At 71.0% G+C, this 18,418-nt stretch carries 15 protein-coding genes and 1 pseudogene; 11 read left to right on the plus strand and 5 right to left on the minus strand.

The window, feature by feature from the left end; all coding sequences use genetic code 11:
- Positions 1–88: 88 nt before the first annotated feature.
- Together ACFU5K_RS03930 and ACFU5K_RS03935 are read right to left on the minus strand one after the other, a co-directional pair.
- Entirely contained in the window at positions 89–3,052 is a 2,964-nt protein-coding gene (locus ACFU5K_RS03930; RefSeq protein WP_384056434.1) for a BTAD domain-containing putative transcriptional regulator, read from the minus strand.
- A 396-nt stretch (positions 3,053–3,448) separates the two neighbouring features.
- On the minus strand, positions 3,449–3,652 hold the full coding sequence (locus tag ACFU5K_RS03935; protein ID WP_023587141.1) for a cold-shock protein: 204 nt from the start codon (positions 3,650–3,652) through the stop codon (positions 3,449–3,451).
- Positions 3,653–3,937: 285 nt separating this feature from the next.
- Here ACFU5K_RS03935 and ACFU5K_RS03940 point away from each other — a divergent pair, with 285 nt between their 5' ends.
- From ACFU5K_RS03940 to ACFU5K_RS03955, 4 genes and pseudogenes are all read left to right on the plus strand, one after another.
- A complete protein-coding gene (locus ACFU5K_RS03940; RefSeq protein ID WP_384056437.1) occupies positions 3,938–4,816 on the plus strand; it encodes a menaquinone biosynthetic enzyme MqnA/MqnD family protein in 879 nt (292 codons plus the stop codon).
- 322 nt (positions 4,817–5,138) lie between these two features.
- A pseudogene (locus ACFU5K_RS03945) lies at positions 5,139–6,348 on the plus strand (serine/threonine-protein kinase); the annotation flags it as partial.
- Between the two features lie 72 nt (positions 6,349–6,420).
- Positions 6,421–7,620 (plus strand): cyclic dehypoxanthinyl futalosine synthase, encoded by a 1,200-nt coding sequence (mqnC, locus tag ACFU5K_RS03950; protein WP_384056440.1) that lies wholly within the window; start codon positions 6,421–6,423, stop codon positions 7,618–7,620.
- A 7-nt stretch (positions 7,621–7,627) separates the two neighbouring features.
- A complete protein-coding gene (locus ACFU5K_RS03955) occupies positions 7,628–8,272 on the plus strand; it encodes a hypothetical protein (RefSeq protein WP_384056443.1) in 645 nt (214 codons plus the stop codon).
- Between the two features lie 78 nt (positions 8,273–8,350).
- Here ACFU5K_RS03955 and ACFU5K_RS03960 read toward each other — a convergent pair whose 3' ends face one another.
- On the minus strand, positions 8,351–9,232 hold the full coding sequence (locus ACFU5K_RS03960; protein ID WP_384056446.1) for a DUF3152 domain-containing protein: 882 nt from the start codon (positions 9,230–9,232) through the stop codon (positions 8,351–8,353).
- A gap of 190 nt (positions 9,233–9,422) precedes the next feature.
- On the opposite strand from ACFU5K_RS03960, the gene ACFU5K_RS03965 reads away from it, so the two are divergent.
- Positions 9,423–10,115 (plus strand): demethylmenaquinone methyltransferase, encoded by a 693-nt coding sequence (locus ACFU5K_RS03965; protein ID WP_384056448.1) that lies wholly within the window; start codon positions 9,423–9,425, stop codon positions 10,113–10,115.
- Between the two features lie 33 nt (positions 10,116–10,148).
- On the opposite strand, the gene ACFU5K_RS03970 is transcribed toward ACFU5K_RS03965, so the two are convergent.
- Positions 10,149–10,667, minus strand: a complete 519-nt coding sequence (locus ACFU5K_RS03970; protein ID WP_384056450.1) for a GNAT family N-acetyltransferase — start codon at positions 10,665–10,667, stop codon at positions 10,149–10,151.
- Positions 10,668–10,764: 97 nt separating this feature from the next.
- Here ACFU5K_RS03970 and ACFU5K_RS03975 point away from each other — a divergent pair, with 97 nt between their 5' ends.
- Together ACFU5K_RS03975 and mptB are read left to right on the plus strand one after the other, a co-directional pair.
- Complete coding sequence (locus ACFU5K_RS03975; protein ID WP_384056453.1) at positions 10,765–12,048, plus strand: geranylgeranyl reductase family protein; 1,284 nt, start codon at positions 10,765–10,767, stop codon at positions 12,046–12,048.
- Between the two features lie 74 nt (positions 12,049–12,122).
- A complete protein-coding gene (gene mptB / locus ACFU5K_RS03980) occupies positions 12,123–13,598 on the plus strand; it encodes a polyprenol phosphomannose-dependent alpha 1,6 mannosyltransferase MptB (protein ID WP_384056456.1) in 1,476 nt (491 codons plus the stop codon).
- A gap of 58 nt (positions 13,599–13,656) precedes the next feature.
- Here the strand turns inward: mptB and ACFU5K_RS03985 are convergent, their stop codons facing one another.
- Entirely contained in the window at positions 13,657–14,481 is an 825-nt protein-coding gene (locus tag ACFU5K_RS03985; RefSeq protein ID WP_384056459.1) for a C40 family peptidase, read from the minus strand.
- 925 nt (positions 14,482–15,406) lie between these two features.
- Between ACFU5K_RS03985 and ACFU5K_RS03990 the strand changes: the two genes are divergently transcribed.
- Genes ACFU5K_RS03990 through ACFU5K_RS04005 form a run of 4 tightly spaced genes read left to right on the plus strand, consistent with a single transcriptional unit; the run spans position 15,407 to position 18,404 of the window.
- The gene (locus ACFU5K_RS03990; protein WP_003967084.1) at positions 15,407–15,766 is read left to right on the plus strand and encodes an NADH-quinone oxidoreductase subunit A; all 360 of its coding nucleotides are present in this window, start codon (positions 15,407–15,409) and stop codon (positions 15,764–15,766) included.
- 18 nt (positions 15,767–15,784) lie between these two features.
- Positions 15,785–16,339 carry an NADH-quinone oxidoreductase subunit B family protein gene (locus ACFU5K_RS03995; RefSeq protein ID WP_014154689.1) on the plus strand — a complete coding sequence of 185 codons (555 nt, stop codon included), beginning with the start codon at positions 15,785–15,787 and terminating at the stop codon, positions 16,337–16,339.
- A complete protein-coding gene (locus tag ACFU5K_RS04000; RefSeq protein ID WP_384056462.1) occupies positions 16,336–17,046 on the plus strand; it encodes an NADH-quinone oxidoreductase subunit C in 711 nt (236 codons plus the stop codon). The genes ACFU5K_RS03995 and ACFU5K_RS04000 overlap by 4 nt, the downstream gene beginning before the upstream one ends.
- A complete protein-coding gene (locus ACFU5K_RS04005; RefSeq protein ID WP_384056464.1) occupies positions 17,046–18,404 on the plus strand; it encodes an NADH-quinone oxidoreductase subunit D in 1,359 nt (452 codons plus the stop codon). The genes ACFU5K_RS04000 and ACFU5K_RS04005 overlap by 1 nt, the downstream gene beginning before the upstream one ends.
- Positions 18,405–18,418: the final 14 nt, after the last annotated feature.

The raw sequence follows: 18,418 nt of genomic DNA on the forward strand, positions 1-18,418 counted from the left end.
TGCCCCCCGTTGCGACGGGTTGACGTGGTAGAGACTGCCGGACCGCGATAAACGAATGATGAACGGCGCCGCCCGGACCGCCCGGCCCTCAGACCGTCATGGAGCTGCCGGAGGAGAGCAGGGCCCTTACGTCGTCGGCCTCGTGCGACCCCAGCTCGTCGTAGATGCTGAGCGCCTCGTGCCAGCAGGCCTCCGCCCGCCCGATCTGGCCGATGCCCGCGAGGGCGCGGCCGAGCACGGTGAGGACGTTGCCCCGCCGCCACGCACCGCCGATGCCGCTCAGGGCGGTCAGGGCCTGCTCGGCCTTGGTCGCGGCGTCCGCCGCCGCTCCGGCCGCCAGGTCCACCTCGGCCAGCCGGAAGAGGGTCATCCCCTCCCACAGGCGCTGGCGGCTGTCCCGGAAGACGTCGAGTGCCTCCAGGAGGCTGTCCGCGGCCTCGGCGAACTGACCGCTCTGCGTGTGGGCCATGCCCAGCGCGTAACGCCCGTTGGCACTCCGCAGGGCGTGCCCCATCCCGTCGTAGATCGCCGTGCCCTCCTGGGCGAGGGACACCGCACTCGTGATCCGGCCCGTGGCCAGGTGGATGCGCGACAGATTGCACAGTGCGCTCGCCTCGCCGGGCCGGTCGTCGATGCGCCGGAAACTGGCGATGGCCTGGGTGAGGTACTTCTCGCCGTCCTCGTGGCGGCTCTGGTAGAGCGCCATGATCCCGCGCGCGTTCGCGGCCCAGCAGCCCGGCAGCGGGTCCGCGTCCGCGTCGACGAGCCGCATCACCTGCTGCGCCTCCGCCTCCGCCTGGTCGAACCTGCCCGAGGTGTGGTGGACGTCGGCGAGCGTCATCAGCGCCCTGACCTCGGTACGCCGGTCGCCGCCCGCCCGGGCGGCGTTCAGCACCGAGATGGCGACCTTCTCGTACTGCTTCGCGTCGGCGCCGGACTCCCCGAGGTCGAGCGACGCCCACAGCAGGTCCACCGCCCTGCGCAGGGTGCCGGGACCGTACGACTGCTGTACGCAGGAGAGCAGCGGTTCCGCTTCGGCGTACAGCCAGTCCAGTGCCGTGTGCCGGTCGCCGAAGAACAGACCGGGGTGCTCGGTCGTCTCCAGGTGGTCCACGAGGCGGTCACCGGGCCGCTCCAGTGCGTAGACGCCCGCGGCCGTCGCCAGGTAGAAGTCCAGGAGCCGCGAGAGCGCCAGGTCCCTTTCCACCGGCGGGTTCTCGTCCCGCTCCGCGCACGCACGCGCGTAGAGGCGCACCAGGTCGTGGTACCGGTAGCGGCCCGGGGCCGCGGATTCCAAGAGGCTGGTGTCGACCAGTGACTCAAGGAGGGCCTCCGCCGTGCGGGTGTCCAGGTTCAGGAGCGCGGCCGCGGCGGCGAGGGAGATGTCTGGCCCGTCCGCCAGGCCCAACAGCCGGAAGGCACGCGCCTGGGCCGGCTCCAGCTGGCCGTACCCGAGCTCGAAGGTGGCCTTCACCGCGAGGTCGCCCGCCTGGAGTTCGTCCAGCCGCCGGCGCTCGTCGGCGAGCTTCGCCGCGAGGACCGAGACCGTCCAGGTGCGGCGCGAGGCGAGCCTCGAGGCCGCGATGCGGATGGCCAGCGGCAGGAAGCCGCAGGCGGCCACCACGTCCAGGGCGGCCTCGCGCTCGGAGTGGACCCGCTCTTCGCCGACGATGCGGGTGAAGAGCTGCAGGGCCTCCTCGGGGGACATCACGTCCAGGTCCACCAGGTGCGCGCCGGCCAGGTCGACCATGCGGACCCGGCTGGTGACCAGCGCGGCACAGCCCTCGGTTCCGGGGAGCAGGGGCCGGATCTGAGCCGCGTCGTGGGCGTTGTCGAGCAGGACCAGGACGCGCCGCCCGTCGAGGGTGGAGCGGTAGAGGGCCGCCCGTTCGTCCAGGGAGTCCGGGATGGCGGAGTCTGCGGTGCCGAGGGCCCGCAGGAAGGCGCCGAGCACCGTCTCGGGCTCGGCGGCCCGCGCCCCCGCGCCCTGCAGGTCGACGTAGAGCTGGCCGTCGGGGAAGTGGCGGCGGGCCTGGTGCGCGACGTGCACGGCGAGCGTCGTCTTGCCGACCCCGCCGATGCCGGCCAGGGCGGATACCGCCATGACCGACCCCTCGGCGGTCGCGAGCCGGCCCCCGAGCTCGCGCACGAAGGAGGAGCGGCCGGTGAAGTCCGGGACCGTGGCGGGCAGCTGGGCGGGACGGAGGGGTGCGGGCGCGGGTGCCGCCGTCTCGCCGGCGGCGTGGGCCAGGTCCTCGTCGGCCCGCAGGATCCGCTGCTGGAGCGCTGCCAGTTCGGGGCGCGGGTCGACGCCCAGTTCCTCGGCGAGCAGTCTGCGGGTGTCGGCGTACACCGCGAGGGCCTCCGCCTGCCGGCCGCTGCGGTACAGGGCGACCATCAGCAGCTCGCGCAGCCGCTCGCGCAGGGGGTGCGCCGCGGTGAGCGCGGTCAGTTCGGAGACGGCCTCGGCGTGGGAGCCCACCTCCAGGTCGAGATCGAGCCGGGTCTCGAGGAGCTGGAGGCGCCACTCCTCCAGTCCGGCGCGCCGGTTGTCCGCGTACGGGCCGGGGAGGGAGGCGAGTGCTTCGCCGTCCCAGAGGCCCAGGAGCTTGTTGATGAGGGTGCGGGCCTGGTGCCGGTCGCCTCCGCTCCGGGCCTTCTCCGCTTCGGACGCCAGGTCCTGAGCGAGCGTCAGGTCGAGTGCCTCGCGGGGGATGCGGACCGCGTAGCCCCCGGCCTCACTGACAAGTGTGTCCTGGCCCAGGGCCTTGCGGAGCCGGGACGCGTAGGTCCGTACGGTCGCCAGGGCCCTGGACGGGGGGTCGTCACCCCAGAGGGCGTCGATGAGTTCGGCCGCCGTCGCGGTGCGGCCGTCACGCAGGAGGAGGGCGGCCAGCAGGGCCCGTTGCTGCGGCGACCCGGACGGCAGGGACTCGCCGCCCCGCCAGGCACGCACGGGGCCGAGCACGGTGAAGCGGAGTCCGGCCCCGGCCGCGCGTTCCCGCGGCGCGCGCGGCTCCGGCACGCGCACTCCGGGTCCGTCGTCGTCCATGATGCCCCCTGTCCTGCTCGCCCCGCCGGTCCTGCCGTCCCCACCTGTTCCGTACCGCTGGTATCGCGCTCAACAGTCTGCCTTGTCGCGGGCGGGCTCGTCAGCATCGGGTGACGCTCTGCACAGGGCCTCGACAACGTTCGGGGGACCGGCGCCTCGTCCGGGCCCCGGGCGCTGTGTCCGGTGGGGCTCCAGAGGTGGGCGGGGCTGCGCGCCGAGCCCGGCGGGATCGTGCGGGCGGGAGCCCGGCGAACAGCGTCAGGGCCACACGGCGGGCCGGAGCCACGGGGGAGGGGCGGGAGCCAGGGAAGGGCAGGAGCCCCGTTCCCCGCCGAGGCGGGGGAACGGGGCTCCTTGGGTACTGCTCACTCGGCCGCGATCGGCCGACCCGGGCAACTAGGCCGGGGTGACGTTCTCAGCCTGCGGACCCTTGGGTCCCTGAGTGACGTCGAAGTTCACGGCCTGGTTCTCCTCGAGGGAGCGGAACCCGGACGCGTTGATCGCGGAGTAGTGGACGAAGACATCCGGGCCGCCGCCGTCCTGGGCGATGAAGCCGAAGCCCTTTTCAGCGTTGAACCACTTGACGGTTCCGGTAGCCATAAGCCCTCCTTGGGCCAAAGGGTTGCCCTGCTCCAGAACCTGCATACAAGTCTGAAAACTACAAAAGCCTGCGGGTTACATGCTCCGCAGGCTCTGTACTGCAAGGGAAACCAAACTGCAACTTGCGGGCGAGCCTAGCACGCAGTCCGCGGGGAGCGGTAGAGGGAAAGATCACTTCACCCGGAAGTCTGATCGGCCCCTCGGAGAGGTGACGGACAAGACTCAGGGAGGGCGTCCTGCGGCCCCGATGATGCCCGTCGGCGGGCACAGGTCTAGCCTCGCGATGTGGACAATTCAACCGTCTCTCCCGTAGAAGGCGACGACCGTCGCAGCAGGCCGCGCGTCGGCCACATCCAGTTCCTGAACTGCCTACCCCTCTACTGGGGCCTGGCACGGACCGGGACCCTGCTCGATCTTGAGCTCTCGAAGGACACGCCGGAGAGACTCAGCGAGCAGCTGGTGCGAGGGGACCTCGACATCGGCCCCGTCACCCTGGTCGAGTTCCTGCGCAACTCCGACGACCTGGTCGCCCTGCCGGACATCGCCGTCGGCTGCGACGGGCCGGTCATGTCGTGCGTGATCGTCTCGCAGCTGCCGCTGGACCGGCTCGACGGCGCCCGGGTGGCCCTCGGCTCCACCTCCCGCACGTCGGTGCGGCTGGCCCAGCTGCTGCTCTCCGAGCGCTACGGCGTCACGCCGGACTACTTCACCTGCCCCCCGGACCTCGGCGTGATGATGCAGGAGGCCGACGCGGCCGTCCTGATCGGCGACGCCGCGCTGCGCGCCAACCTCCACGACGCCCCCCGGCTCGGACTGCAGGTCCATGACCTGGGCGAGATGTGGAAGGAGTGGACGGGGCTGCCGTTCGTCTTCGCCGTCTGGGCCGCCCGCAAGGACTATCTGGCCTCGCATCCCGACTACGTGGAGAAGGTCCACGAGGCGTTCCTGGCCTCACGCGACCTCTCCCTCGAGGAAGTCACGAAGGTGGCCGAGCAGGCCGCGCGCTGGGAGTCCTTCGACGCCGAGGTGCTGGAGCGCTACTTCACCACCCTGGACTTCCGCTTCGGCCCGGACCAGCTGGCGGGCGTGCGTGAGTTCGCGCGGCGCACCGGTCCGACGACGGGCTTCCCCGCGGACGTCAAGGTCGAGCTGCTCGGGCGCTGACGCCGCTCGGCCGGTGGAAGGCGTACGGGAATGGTAGGGGGAAAAGAAGATGAATCCCGTACCTTCCCGGGCCTTCCCCGTGCGGCCCTCCCTTTCTCCCGGAGCGAGGTTCCGCCGGCCCCGCGGAGAAGTTCCGCTTACCACCGTGCGGGACTCCGCCGGCCCCGCCGCAAGCCTCCGGCATTTCCGTCCCCGTGAAAGGGTGTGAATGCCCGGAGGCTGTCGGGGAGTCCCCTTCCCCACGCCTGTGCGGCGAATAGCGGACGGCCCCGGGAATGCCTTCCGGTATCCCCCGGCGAACCCCGATCGGCGTGGACGAACGACGTATTCGCGCCTTTCGGTGTGGGTCTCCGTCGGGTCACCGGGCTACATGGCTCCGGAACAGATCCGGGGGCTGGAGATATCGGGGGCGGCCGACGTCTTCTCGCTCGGCGCCGTCCTCGCCTACGCGGCGACGGGCAACGCCCCCTTCGCAGGGGACTCGTCCGCCGTACTCCTCTACAAGGTGGTGCACGAGGAGCCCGAACTCGGAGACCTGGAGGGCGAACTGCGGGAGGTGATCGCCGGGTGCCTCGCGAAGGACCCCGCAGGCCGGCCCGCCCCCGCCGACCTCGCCCGCACGCTCGCGCCGGGCGGGGCCGCCGCGCTGGTCGCCCCGGGCTGGCTGCCGGACCCGCTGGTGCGCGAGGTGAGCCGGTCGGCGGTGGCGCTGCTGGACCTGGAACCGCAGGACGAGCCGGGTGCGGTCGGGCCCGGTGCCCTTCAGCAACGCGTCGCTCGGGAGCGCCGCGCTCGGCGTGTTCGGCCCGCCGCTGCCGGTTCCTCCGGCAGAGCCCCCGGCCGGCGGTGACACGAAGGGCAGGCACGGGTCCGGCGCCCGTGTCGCCGTCACCATGGGCACCGGTCCGCAGTCCGGCCGCCGCGCGGGACGGCGGGTCAGCTGCACCGTCGCGCTCGCCGTCGCGGGCGCCCTCGCGGTGGTGACCGTCGGCGCGGCGACGCTCGGAGACCTGTTCACCGGCAGGGACAAGGACGGCAGCAACGACGGGGCCGCCCAACCCCCGTCGAGTACCGCGTCGCGGAAGCCGCCGGACGCCTCGCAGGAGACCCCGGCCGCCACCGCCCCGGTGAGCGCGCTCCCCAAGGCCTTCGCCGGCACCTGGGTGGGGCCCACGACCGAGCGCAACGAGTCCCCGCACGGCACGCTCACGGCCGTCTTCAGCGAGGGGAGGAAGGGCCAGGACGTGGTCCAGCTGTCCTACGAGCTCGACCTGCTCGGGAGCAGCATCGTCTGCAAGGGCATCGGCACCCTGGTCTCCGGCACCGCCACCCAGCTCAGAATCCGGGAACGCACCGCCACCCAGCTCAGAATCCGGGAACGCACCGACCCCGGCTCCGCCACCGGCTCCCTGTGCACCGGCGGCGAGGCCGACCTGGACTTCACCCTCACCTCCGCCGGTGCCCTGGGCTACGTCTCCCACGAGGAGGCGGCGGGCACACCGAAGGGCACGCTCACCAGGTCCCGCGGCTGAGGCGGGCAAGGGCTGGCGTACGCTGGATCGGTCCGTGGATCCGCAGAAGAACCGCCGAAAGGTGACAGCCCGGTGACCGAGAAGGCCGACCTTCAGCCCGTCCTCGACCGCGCCGCCGAAGGCGGGCGGATCACTCCCGAGGAGGCGCTCGACCTCTACAGGTCGGCACCGCTGCACGCCCTGGGAGCCGCGGCCGACGCCGTCCGGCGCCGTCGTTACGCCGGTACGGAGCACATCGCGACGTACATCATCGAGCGCAACATCAACTACACGAACGTGTGTGTCACGGCCTGCAAGTTCTGCGCGTTCTACGCTCCCCCCAAGGACACCGCGAAGGGCTGGTCCCGCGGTCTCGACGACATCCTGCGCCGCTGCGCGGAGACCGTCGAGCTCGGCGGCACGCAGATCATGTTCCAGGGCGGCCACCACCCTGACTACGGCGTCGAGTACTACGAGGAGCACTTCTCCGCGATCAAGAAGGCGTTCCCGCAGCTGGTGATCCACTCGCTGGGTGCCTCCGAGATCGACCACATGGCCCGGATCTCCGGCGTCTCCGCCGAGGAGGCCATCAGCCGGATCCACGCCGCCGGTCTCGACTCCTTCGCGGGAGCCGGAGCCGAACTGCTGCCCGCCCGGCCGCGTACGGCGATCGCCCCGCTCAAGGAGTCCGGAGAGCGTTGGCTGGAGATCATGGAGATCGCGCACGGCCTCGGCGTCGAGTCCACCTCCACGATGCTGATGGGCACCGGCGAGACCAACGCCGAGCGCATCGAGCACCTTCGGATGATCCGCGACGTCCAGGACCGTACCGGCGGCTTCCGCGCCTTCATCCCGTACACCTACCAGCCGGAGAACAACAAGCTGAAGGGGCAGACGCAGGCCACGCTCTTCGAGTACCTGCGCATGATCGCCATCGCCCGGCTCTTCCTCGACAACGTCGCCCACATCCAGGGCTCCTGGCTGACCACCGGCAAGGAGGTCGGCCAGCTGTCGCTGCACTACGGCGCCGACGACCTCGGCTCGATCATGCTGGAGGAGAACGTCGTCTCCTCGGCGGGCGCCAAGCACCGCTCGAACCGGCTCGAGATCATCGACCTGATCCGCAAGGCGGGCCGCGTACCGGCCCAGCGCGCCACGACGTACGAGCACCTGGTCGTCCACGACGACCCGGCGAACGACCCCGTCGACGCACGCGTCGTCTCGCACATCTCGTCCACCGCGATCGCGGGCGGCACCGCGCACCCGGAGCTGAAGCTCCTCAACGCCAACTGACCTGCCTGTGCTGACCGTTCACGTCGCGCCACTGGTCCTTCCGGTCGGCGCGGCAGGCGTCCCGGGGGGCGCGGTCGCCGTGGACGGCGATCTGATCACGGCCTTCGGCCCGTACGACGAGGTCCTGGCCGCCCACCCGGCGGCCCGGGTCCGGCAGTGGCCCGGTGTCCTCACACCCGGCCTGGTCCAGTGGGACGGGCTCCCGCTACTGACCCGCTGCTACCACCCCGACCCGCGCGAGGCCGACGAGCTCGGCGAGCGGCCGCTGACCGGCGCGGAGTTCGACCGGCTGGCCGAGCGGATGGACGAGCCGCGCCGGGCCGGCAGCGTGCGGCGGGGGCTGCAGCGCATGCTCCGGCACGGCACCACGCATGTCGCCGGGGTCCTCGGCGAGCCCGCCGTCCGCACCGCCGCCGGCCGTGCCGGCCTGACGACGCTCCCGGCCGCCGGTGAGGCCGCCGGTGAGCCGTCCCTGGACCCGTTCGCACGAGGCCGGAGCCTGGCGGGATCGGCGCACGGACCGCTCGCGGCGGGAGGCCGCGCCGACCTCGCGGTCTTCGACGTCCGGGACGAGGCGGAGCTGCGCGCCGCGGGCGGCGCGTCCTGCGTGGCCACGGTGCTCGGCGGACGGCTGGTGTACCGGCGGCGGTGAGGCCCACCGGGCGCGTGAGCGCCGCGCCGCCCGGACATGTCCCTGAAGGATGCCGGGAGGCGGGACCGGGGCAGGGCCTCACGGCGCCGACGGCCCGCCCAGGTAGCGCCCCTTGTCGTCGTAGGGCCAGGCGTTGGACACGCATCCCTTCAGGCCCTTTATCTGCTGCATCATCGCGGGGGCGGGTCTTCCCGGGCCGGGACAGGTCTCGTGGCCGTGGCCCAGCCAGTGGCCGACCTCGTGGTTGATGATCAGGGCGCGGTACTCCGCCGGCGTGCCGTCGAACTCGGGCGAACCCAGCTGCCAGCGGCGCAGGTTGACCATGACGTCCTTCGCGCCCCGGCAGTTGAGCTCACCGCCGGTGTTCAGGCCGTACCGGCCGCACAAGCGGTCCGTCGTCGCGGGGGTGCCGATGCGGATCACCAGCCCGGCCGAGCCGTCGGCGACCTGGCGGAACGCGTGGGTACCGCCCTTGTTCCAGCCGCGCGGGTGGGTGAGTATCTCCGCGACGTCCGCGGCGGCCTCGTCCGGGTCGACCCCGCTGCCGTCCTCCACCTCGACGCGGTAACGGCTCCCCCGGCCCGTGGCCGAGACGCCCTCGCGGGCGACGGTGAAGGTGCCGGGGCCCGACTTCGGGACCTTCGAGGGGGCCGGCGGGGAGGCGGCCGGTGAGGCATCCGGGCTGATCCGGACGGGGGCCGGACGGTCCGCCCCGGTGGGCGTGGGCGCTGCGGCCCCGGAGCCGGCGGCGACGGCCGGTTCGCCGCCCCGCCACGGCGGTTCCGCGCAGAGGTAGGCCGCGCCGGCCAGGAGCGCGAGGAACAGCGCGGCCGCGCATCTTCGTCGTCTGCGGACGCGCTGTCCCGGCCGACGGCGGGGGGCGCGGCCGCCGGCTGCGGATAAGTCCCGGCGGCGGGGTGGGGCGGCGGTTCGTATGCGGCGGGTGTCGTTGCTCTCCATGGTCCCGTGAGTATCCGTGATCTTGGTGTGTGCCGAAGCCGGAGCGCCCCGCCGGAGCGCCCTGCCTGGGCATCCGGTCCGACGGTGCCGGCCGGGGTTCACCCGTGACGAGTGCCTGCGGACCGGAAAGGCTGGGTGCCGTGCACACGCCGCCGCAGGACCCGGGGGGCGCGGCTGCTTGAATGGGAGGGTGACCCGAGCATCCCTGGACAAGCAGCCGCACGAAGTCGCCTCGATGTTCGACGACGTGGCGGCGAACTACGACCTCACCAACGACGTGCTGTCGCTCGGACAGGCACGGCTCTGGCGCAAGGAGGTCGCCCGGGCCGTCGACGCCCGCCCGGCCCAGAAGATCCTCGACCTGGCGGCCGGGACGGCCACCTCCTCTCAGCCCTTCGCGCAGGCCGGCGCCTATGTGGTGCCGTGCGACTTCTCGATCGGCATGCTCCGGGTGGGCAAGGAGCGCCACCCGTGGATGCCGTTCACCGCGGGCGACGGCACGAAGCTCCCGTTCAAGGACGAGACCTTCGACGCGGTCACCATCTCCTTCGGGCTGCGCAACATCCAGGACACCGCCGCCGCACTCGGCGAGCTGTACCGCGTCACCAAGCGCGGCGGCCGGGTGGTGATCTGCGAGTTCTCGCAGCCGACCTGGGCGCCCTTCAGGACCGTCTACACCGAGTACCTGATGCGCGCGCTGCCGCCGGTCGCCCGGGCCGTGTCGTCCAACCCCGACGCCTACGTCTACCTCGCCGAGTCGATCCGCGCCTGGCCCGACCAGGCCGGCCTCGCCGCGCTGCTGCAGAAAGCCGGCTGGTCGGACGTCGCCTGGCGCAACCTCACCGGCGGAGTCGTGGCGCTGCACCGGGGTGTGCGCGACTGAGAGCCGGCGGGGCGGCCCCTGGTCCGGTGGGCCTCAGAGGTCCAGCCGGAAGCAGTACGCCTCCTGCTGGGTCACCGGCGTGGTGTACGTCTCGGCCCGCCGCATACCGAGACGTACGGCCACCGCCACCGAGCGGGCGTTCCTGGCGTTGATCATCGCCACCACCTCCCGCACCCCCAGTGCCCTCACGCGCTCCAGCGTGGTGCGCGCGGCGGCCGTCGCGTAACCGTGCCCCCACGAGGCCCGGCCCAGCCGCCAGCCGATCTCCACCTCGCCCACCGGGCCGAACGACTCGTGCGGCCACGGCTGGGCGCCCGTGAAGCCGAGCACCGCGCCGGAGTCGTCCAGCACCGTCCACAGGCAGTGACCGAGCTCGGCGTCGTGCCTGCGCTGGCGGGCGGTCAACTCCTCGTACACGGAGTACTCCGCCCGGCGGCCGCCGTGGAATTCCATCACCTCCCGGTCGTCGAACACCCGGTACCAGGCCAGGGCGTCCTCGTCGGTGGGGACACGCAGATGTACGGACGGCGTCGGGTCTGTCACGTGAGGCATCGGGGAGCCCTTCGGGAGGTTGATCAGCAGCCACCCATAGACTGCACGCGACATGTGCCGCGCGGCACGCGAATTCGAGTCTTCGGGAGATCCGACCGTGACCGAGCCCCTCTCCGACCACAGCGCGGACGTGATCGTCGTCGGAGCGGGCCCAGCCGGCTCCACGACCGCGTACTACCTCGCCAAGGCCGGTCTCGACGTCCTCCTCCTGGAGAAGACGGCCTTCCCGCGTGAGAAGGTCTGCGGCGACGGTCTCACCCCGCGCGCCACCAAGCAGCTCGTCTCCATGGGCATCGACATCTCCGAAGAGGCCGGCTGGCTGCGTAACAAGGGTCTGCGCATCATCGGCGGCGGCGTCCGCCTCCAGCTGGACTGGCCGGACCTCGCCTCGTACCCGGACTACGGTCTGGTGCGCAAGCGCGACGACTTCGACGAGCAGCTGGCCCGGCAGGCACAGAAGGCGGGAGCCCGGCTGCACGAGCGCTGCAACGTCGGGGAACCGATCAAGGACGAGCGCACCGGGCGCATCACCGGTGTCCACGCGAAGCTCGGCGAGGAGAAGACCCCGGTCACCTTCCACGCGCCGCTCGTCGTCGCCGCCGACGGCAACTCCACCCGGCTCTCCCTCAACATGGGGCTGCACCGCCGCGAGGACCGCCCGATGGGCGTCGCGGTCCGCACGTACTTCACCTCGCCCCGCCACGACGACGACTACCTGGAGTCCTGGCTGGAGCTGTGGGACCGCCGCGGCGCCGAGGACCGGCTGCTGCCCGGCTACGGCTGGATCTTCGGCATGGGTGACGGCACGTCCAACGTCGGCCTGGGCATCCTGAACTCCTCGTCGGCCTTCAGGGAGCTCGACTGGCGCGAGGTACTCAAGGCCTGGTGCGCTTCCATGCCCGAGGACTGGGGCTACACCCCGGAGAACATGACGACGCCGATCCGTGGCGCCGCCCTCCCGATGGCATTCAACCGCCAGCCGCACTACACCAAGGGCCTGCTGCTCGTCGGTGACGCGGGCGGCCTGGTCAACCCGTTCAACGGCGAGGGCATCGCCTACGCCATGGAGTCGGGCCAGCTCGCCGCGGACGTCATCGTCCAGGCGCACGCCCGCGCGACCCCGGCACAGCGGGAACTGGCCCTGCAGCACTACCCGAAGGTCCTGAAGGACACCTACGGCGGTTACTACACGCTGGGCCGCGCCTTCGTGAAGATGATCGGGAACCCGAAGGTCATGAAGATCGCGACCCAGCGCGGTCTGACCCACCCGGTCCTGATGAAGTTCACGCTGAAGATGCTCGCCAACCTCACCGACCCCACGGGCGGCGACGCCATGGACCGCATCATCAACGGCCTCTCCAAGGTGGCCCCGAAGGCCTGAGCGCACGGGCCCGGGTGACCCGGGCCCTGCTCCCGGGGGTGTGTGCTGCGGTAGGTTCTCGCCCCATGCGGGCAATGGGGGCACTGAGCGCCGACGGCTGCCGTCGGCTGGGCGCGGCGGGATCGGCGGCTGCCGCCCTGGGCGGCTGGGCCGTCGGCACACTGCCGGCCCACGACCCGTGGGGGCTCTGGGTGCCCCGCGGGACCGCCCTGACGGCGGCGGGTCACGCGGCGGCGTACGGCGGGCTGACGCTACTCGTCGTGGCCTGGTGGCTGTACGGGCGAACCGGCGCCTGCGTACGTCACACCCTCGCCACCCTCATGTGGTGGGCGGCGCCGCTCGTACTCGCGCCGCCGCTCTACAGCGCGGATGTCTACAGCTACATATCGCAGGGCGTCATGGTCATGGAGGGCCACGACGTCTACAGCGCGGGGCCGTCCGTCCTGGACCCCGAAGGACCGGGCGGGGACGCCGCGGCGAGCGTCGGCGGGCACTGGACCGACACCCCGGCGCCGTACGGGCCGTTCTTCCTGATCCTCGCGCGCGGCGTGGCCGGGGCGACCGGTGGCCGAATCGTCCCCGCCGTGCTGGGGATGCGCCTCATAGCCCTGGCCGCCCTGGTGCTGATCGTGTGGGCCCTGCGGAACCTCGCCCGGGAGCACGGCCGCAGCGAGAGCGCCGCGTTGTGGCTCGGGGCGCTGAACCCGCTGCTGCTGATCCACGTGGTCGGCGGTGTCCACAACGACGGGCTGATGACCGGGCTCATGCTGGCCGGTGCGCTGCTCGCCCTGCGCGGGAGGTGGATCACCGGCTCGGCGCTCGTCGGGCTCGCCGTGATGGTCAAGTCCCCGGCGGCGGTGGCGCTGCTGTTCGTCGGCGTCGTGGTGGGCAGGGCCGCGAGCGGTTCGACCGCGCGACGGGTGGCGAAGGGGCTGCTGGCGCCCGGCCTGGTCGCCGCGGCGGTGGCCGTCGGCGCCACGATCGTCTGCGGTACCGGTTTCGGCTGGCTCGGGACCCAGGGCGTCGCGGGACGCATCCACACCGCGCTGTCGCTCAGCAGCGACCTGGGCCTCGGTCTGGGCGAACTCCTGCGGTTCATGGCGGGAACCGACCCGGACCCGGTGAGGTCCGCGGTGCAGAGGCTGGCCCTGCTGGTGGCCCTGGTGCTCATCGGCCGCCTCGCGTGGCACGCCGCGACGGGACGGACCGAACCCGTCCGCGCGCTGGGCCCCGCGCTGCTGGCGCTGGTCGCCCTCTCGCCGATGGTCCAGCCCTGGTACCTGCTGTGGGCCACGGCCGTGATCGCCGCAACCGCGTCGCGGGGCAGGGCGCTGGACGCCGTGACCGTGCTGTCGGCCGCGCTGGTCTACGAGACGCAGCCTTCGGGGTCGACACCCCCGTACGGATTCGTCCTGGCCGCGCTCGCCTGCGGGGCGTGTGTACTCCACCTGCGCGGCGAGCGGGCCGTGGCAGCGGTCGGGAGGGTACCGGTCCAGCGGCGGCCCGTTGACGAGGCGGCCTTCTCGGACTCCCGGCACGCGACACGATGACGGGCCGTCACTCCTGCTGGGGGAGTGACGGCCCGCGGTCGTGCTCGGAGCTTGTGAATCAGAGAACGCGGACCGCGCCCGACGGAGGGTCGTAGTCCAGCGACTTCTGCACGACGCCCGTGCTGGAGTTCTGCGCGCCGACGAACTGGCCGCCGCCCACGTAGATCCCGACGTGGTAGGCGCTGCCCGCGCCGCCCCAGTACAGGATGTCGCCGGGCTGCAGGTTGTCGAGCGAGACCTGGGTGCCGGCCGTCGACTGGTCCTGGGAGACGCGCGGCAGGTCCACGCCCACCGTACGGAAGGCGGCCTGGACCAGACCCGAGCAGTCCCACGAGTTGGGGCCTGTGCCGCCCGAGACGTATGCGTCGCCGACCTGGGCCTGCGCGAACGCGACGACGGACGCGGCGGACCCGGTGGCGCTGGAGGAGGAGACACGGGAGGAGGAAGAGGAGGAGGGCGACCCCGTGGACGCGCTGAGCGTGGTGCGCTCGGCGCTGCGGGAGGCGCGCTCGGCGGCCTCCGCCTTGGCCTTGGCGGCAGCCTTGGCCTTCTTCTCGGCCTCGGCCTTGCGGACGGCCTCCGCCTTGGCCTTGGTCGCTGTCTTGGCGGCTGCTGCCGCTGCGGCGTCCTCGGCGGCCTGCGTCTCGAGGTCGAGAGCGATCGCCTGGGTCGCCTGCGCGGACGCGGCGACGGAGGTGGAGAGCCCGGCGGTGATGGTGGGCATCTCGATGGTCTGGGTCACCGGCTCGGCCTGGGCCGGACCGGCGGCACCCGCGACCGCGATGGTGCTGAGGACGCCACCGGCAACTCCTGCCCGCAGTGCCGTCTTCGAGGCGCGCTGGCGGGGCTTACGGTGGCTGGGTATGTGAGCGGTGTGGGACATGGGTACTAGCGCTATCAGGGCTGTAGGGGTCCCATCAAGAAACGTGTGTTGCGACACAGTTACGTTCGGAATCTGTGAATCCGCTTATTGACGGCCCTTATTGACGCCCTAACGGGCAAAACGGGCACGTTCGATCAGTGCTGTGATCACGGTGTTCTTTCAATACGTCCGAATTGCCCGTCACTTACCATCCGTTCACACGGATGGCCAAGCCCGCTTTTGTTGGAGCTTGAATGAAGTGATGCAGGTCACAGCATGACTCTCCCGTGAGAGGCAACCGCGTGGCCACGTGGCGCGTAGAGGGGCGGCCCGGCCGCGGCCCGGCTCCCACGTGACCTATTGGTGAGTCATGTCCCCTTATGCTCCCGCGCGTCGGGAGTTCCTCCCGTCGACCGTGGCGATCTCCGCCGTGAGGTCGACCGCGGGCGCGGTCCTGGGCCGGGTGAGCCGCGCCGGGTGATCGCACTGTGCCTCGCGGGTGCCCGTGACCACCGTCCGGAAGATCGTGAATGCGCGCGCAATGTCCACATCGGTACCGCCGACCCCTCGTGCGGGTGGCCCCGTTCTGCGACGGATTCCTATATCACCACCTCGATGCCCACCGCCAATTTGCCTGTACGGCACGCCGATTGGTAGTGCCGCGCGCCCTTGACCAGCGGTAACGCCGCGAGATGTCACGTCTCGTAACCGCTCGGCCGCTTCGCGTACGAAGATCACCGGTCATCCGACTTCATGATCGTTCGTCAGGTGGTGGAGATCACAAAGACGGTGGTGCACCCCGTGTCGCAGATCACAGGACGGCAGGCATAGGATGCGGGGCAGTCGGGCTTGTGAACTGCCTCACATGTGCACGATCTTGATGAGGTGGCGAGCCGGTCGCCCGATGCGGTCCAACGGTCAAGGACGACTGGAAGGAGCGAGGAGCGTGAATGCCTACGCGCCCATCCTCGTGCTCGGCGCCCTCGGGGCAGGGTTTGCGATCTTCTCCGTGGTCATGGCCACGCTTATCGGCCCCAAGCGGTACAACCGGGCAAAGCTCGAAGCGTACGAGTGCGGCATCGAACCCACCCCGACTCCGGCTGGAGGCGGCCGCTTCCCCATCAAGTACTACCTGACGGCGATGCTGTTCATCGTCTTCGACATCGAGATCGTCTTCCTCTATCCCTGGGCGGTCAGCTTCGACGCCCTGGGGATCTTCGGGCTCGTGGAGATGCTGCTCTTCGTGCTCACCGTCTTCGTCGCCTACGCGTATGTGTGGCGCCGGGGCGGCCTGGAATGGGACTGAGGGGCTGAGGGGCACACCATGGGACTCGAAGAGAAGCTGCCCAGCGGCTTCGTGCTGACCACTGTCGAACAGGCCGCCGGCTGGGTACGGAAGTCATCCGTCTTCCCGGCCACCTTCGGCCTCGCCTGCTGCGCCATCGAGATGATGACGACCGGTGCGGGGCGGTACGACCTGGCCCGATTCGGGATGGAGGTCTTCCGCGGATCACCGCGGCAGGCGGATCTGATGATCGTCGCCGGACGTGTCAGCCAGAAGATGGCGCCCGTCCTGCGGCAGGTCTACGACCAGATGCCGAGCCCCAAGTGGGTCATCTCCATGGGGGTTTGTGCGTCATCGGGTGGAATGTTCAATAATTACGCCATTGTTCAGGGTGTTGATCATATTGTCCCGGTCGACATCTATCTGCCGGGATGCCCGCCGCGTCCCGAGATGCTGATCGACGCCATCCTCAAGCTCCACCAGAAGATCCAGGGCTCCAAGCTCGGGGTCAACGCGGAGGAGGCCGCCCGCGAGGCGGAGGAAGCGGCGCTCAAGGCACTCCCCCTGATCGAGATGAAGGGGCTGCTGCGGTGAGCGACGAGAAGAACGACGCGGGACTGCCCACGCCGCGCGACGATTCCGGTGAGGTCATCGGCGTACGCAAGGGCATGTTCGGTGCCGGCAACGGCGGCGACACCTCCGGCTACGGAGGTCTCGTCCGCACGGTGACCCTGCCGGGCGCCACGTCACGGCCGTACGGCGGCTGGTTCGACGAGGTCGCCGACGAGCTGGAAGGCGCGCTGGAGGAACAGGACCTGCTCCCCTCCGAGGCGATCGGGAAGACGGTCGTCGACCGGGGTGAACTCACCTTCCACGTCGAGCGCGAGCACCTGGTCCGGGTCGCCCGCACCCTGCGCGACGACCCCGCCCTGCGCTTCGAGCTCTGCACGGGTGTCAGCGGCGTCCACTACCTCGGGGACAAGGGACGCGAGCTGCACGCGGTGTACCACCTGCGTTCACTCACCCACGGGCGGCTGATCCGCCTGGAGGTGTCCGCCCCGGACAGCGACCCGCACATCCCCTCGCTCGTCGAGGTCTACCCGACCAACGACTGGCACGAGCGCGAGACCTACGACTTCTTCGGCCTGATCTTCGACGGGCACCCCGCCCTGACCCGGATCATGATGCCGGACGACTGGCAGGGCTTCCCGCAGCGCAAGGACTACCCGCTCGGCGGCATCGCCGTCGAGTACAAGGGCGCCCAGATCCCGGCTCCGGACCAGCGGAGGTCGTACAGCTGATGACCACTCCCCATTCCCACGCGACGCCCGGCGTGTCCGGGACTCCGCTCTCCGACGCCCGAGCCACGACCGAGGGGACTGTATATACAGTCACCGGCGGCGACTGGGACGAGGTCGTCGAGTCCGCGGCGAAGTCGGACGACGAACGCATCATCGTGAACATGGGTCCCCAGCACCCCTCCACGCACGGAGTGCTGCGGCTGATCCTGGAGATCGACGGCGAGACCGTCACCGAGGCCCGCTGCGGCATCGGCTACCTCCACACCGGCATCGAGAAGAACCTCGAGTTCCGGAACTGGACGCAGGGCACGACCTTCGTGACCCGCATGGACTACCTGACGCCGTTCTTCAACGAGGCGGCGTACTGCCTCGGCGTGGAGAAGCTCCTCGGCATCGAGGACCAGATCCCCGACCGGGCCACCGTCCTGCGGGTGCTCCTGATGGAGCTCAACCGGATCTCCTCGCACCTGGTGTGCATCGCCACCGGCGGCATGGAGCTCGGCGCCACGACGATCATGATCTACGGCTTCCGCGATCGTGAACTCGTTCTCGATCTCTTCGAGCTGATCACCGGCCTGCGGATGAACCACGCGTTCATCCGGCCCGGCGGCCTCGCCCAGGACCTTCCCATGGGCGCGATCGACCGGCTCCGCGAGTTCATCAAGACCATGAAGAAGAACCTGCCGGAGTACGACAAGCTCGCGACCGGCAACCCGATCTTCAAGGCCCGTATGCAGGACGTCGGATACCTCGACCTGACCGGCTGCATGGCGCTCGGCGCCACCGGCCCGATCCTCCGGTCCGCCGGACTCCCGCACGACCTGCGCAAGACCGATCCGTACTGCGGATACGAGACCTACGACTTCGACGTGCCGACCGCGGACACCTGCGACTCCTACGGCCGGTTCCTCATCCGGCTCGAGGAGATGCGGCAGTCGCTCAGGATCGTCGAGCAGTGCCTGGACCGGCTGGAGCCGGGCCCTGTCATGGTCGCCGACAAGAAGATCGCCTGGCCCGCACAGCTCGCGCTCGGGCCCGACGGACTCGGCAACTCGCTCGACCACATCAAGAAGATCATGGGCACCTCCATGGAGGCCCTGATCCACCACTTCAAGCTGGTGACCGAGGGCTTCCGGGTCCCGGCCGGGCAGGCGTACACCGCCGTCGAGTCCCCCAAGGGCGAACTCGGCGTGCACGTCGTCTCGGACGGCGGCACGCGTCCCTTCCGGGTCCACTTCCGGGACCCGTCCTTCACCAACCTGCAGGCCATGGCAGCGATGTGCGAGGGCGGCCAGGTCGCCGACGTCATCGTCGCCGTCGCGTCCATCGACCCCGTGATGGGAGGCGTCGACCGGTGACCGCATCCAACCAA

It is taken from the genome of Streptomyces sp. NPDC057428, from assembly GCF_042803195.1.
Lineage (GTDB): Bacteria > Actinomycetota > Actinomycetes > Streptomycetales > Streptomycetaceae > Streptomyces.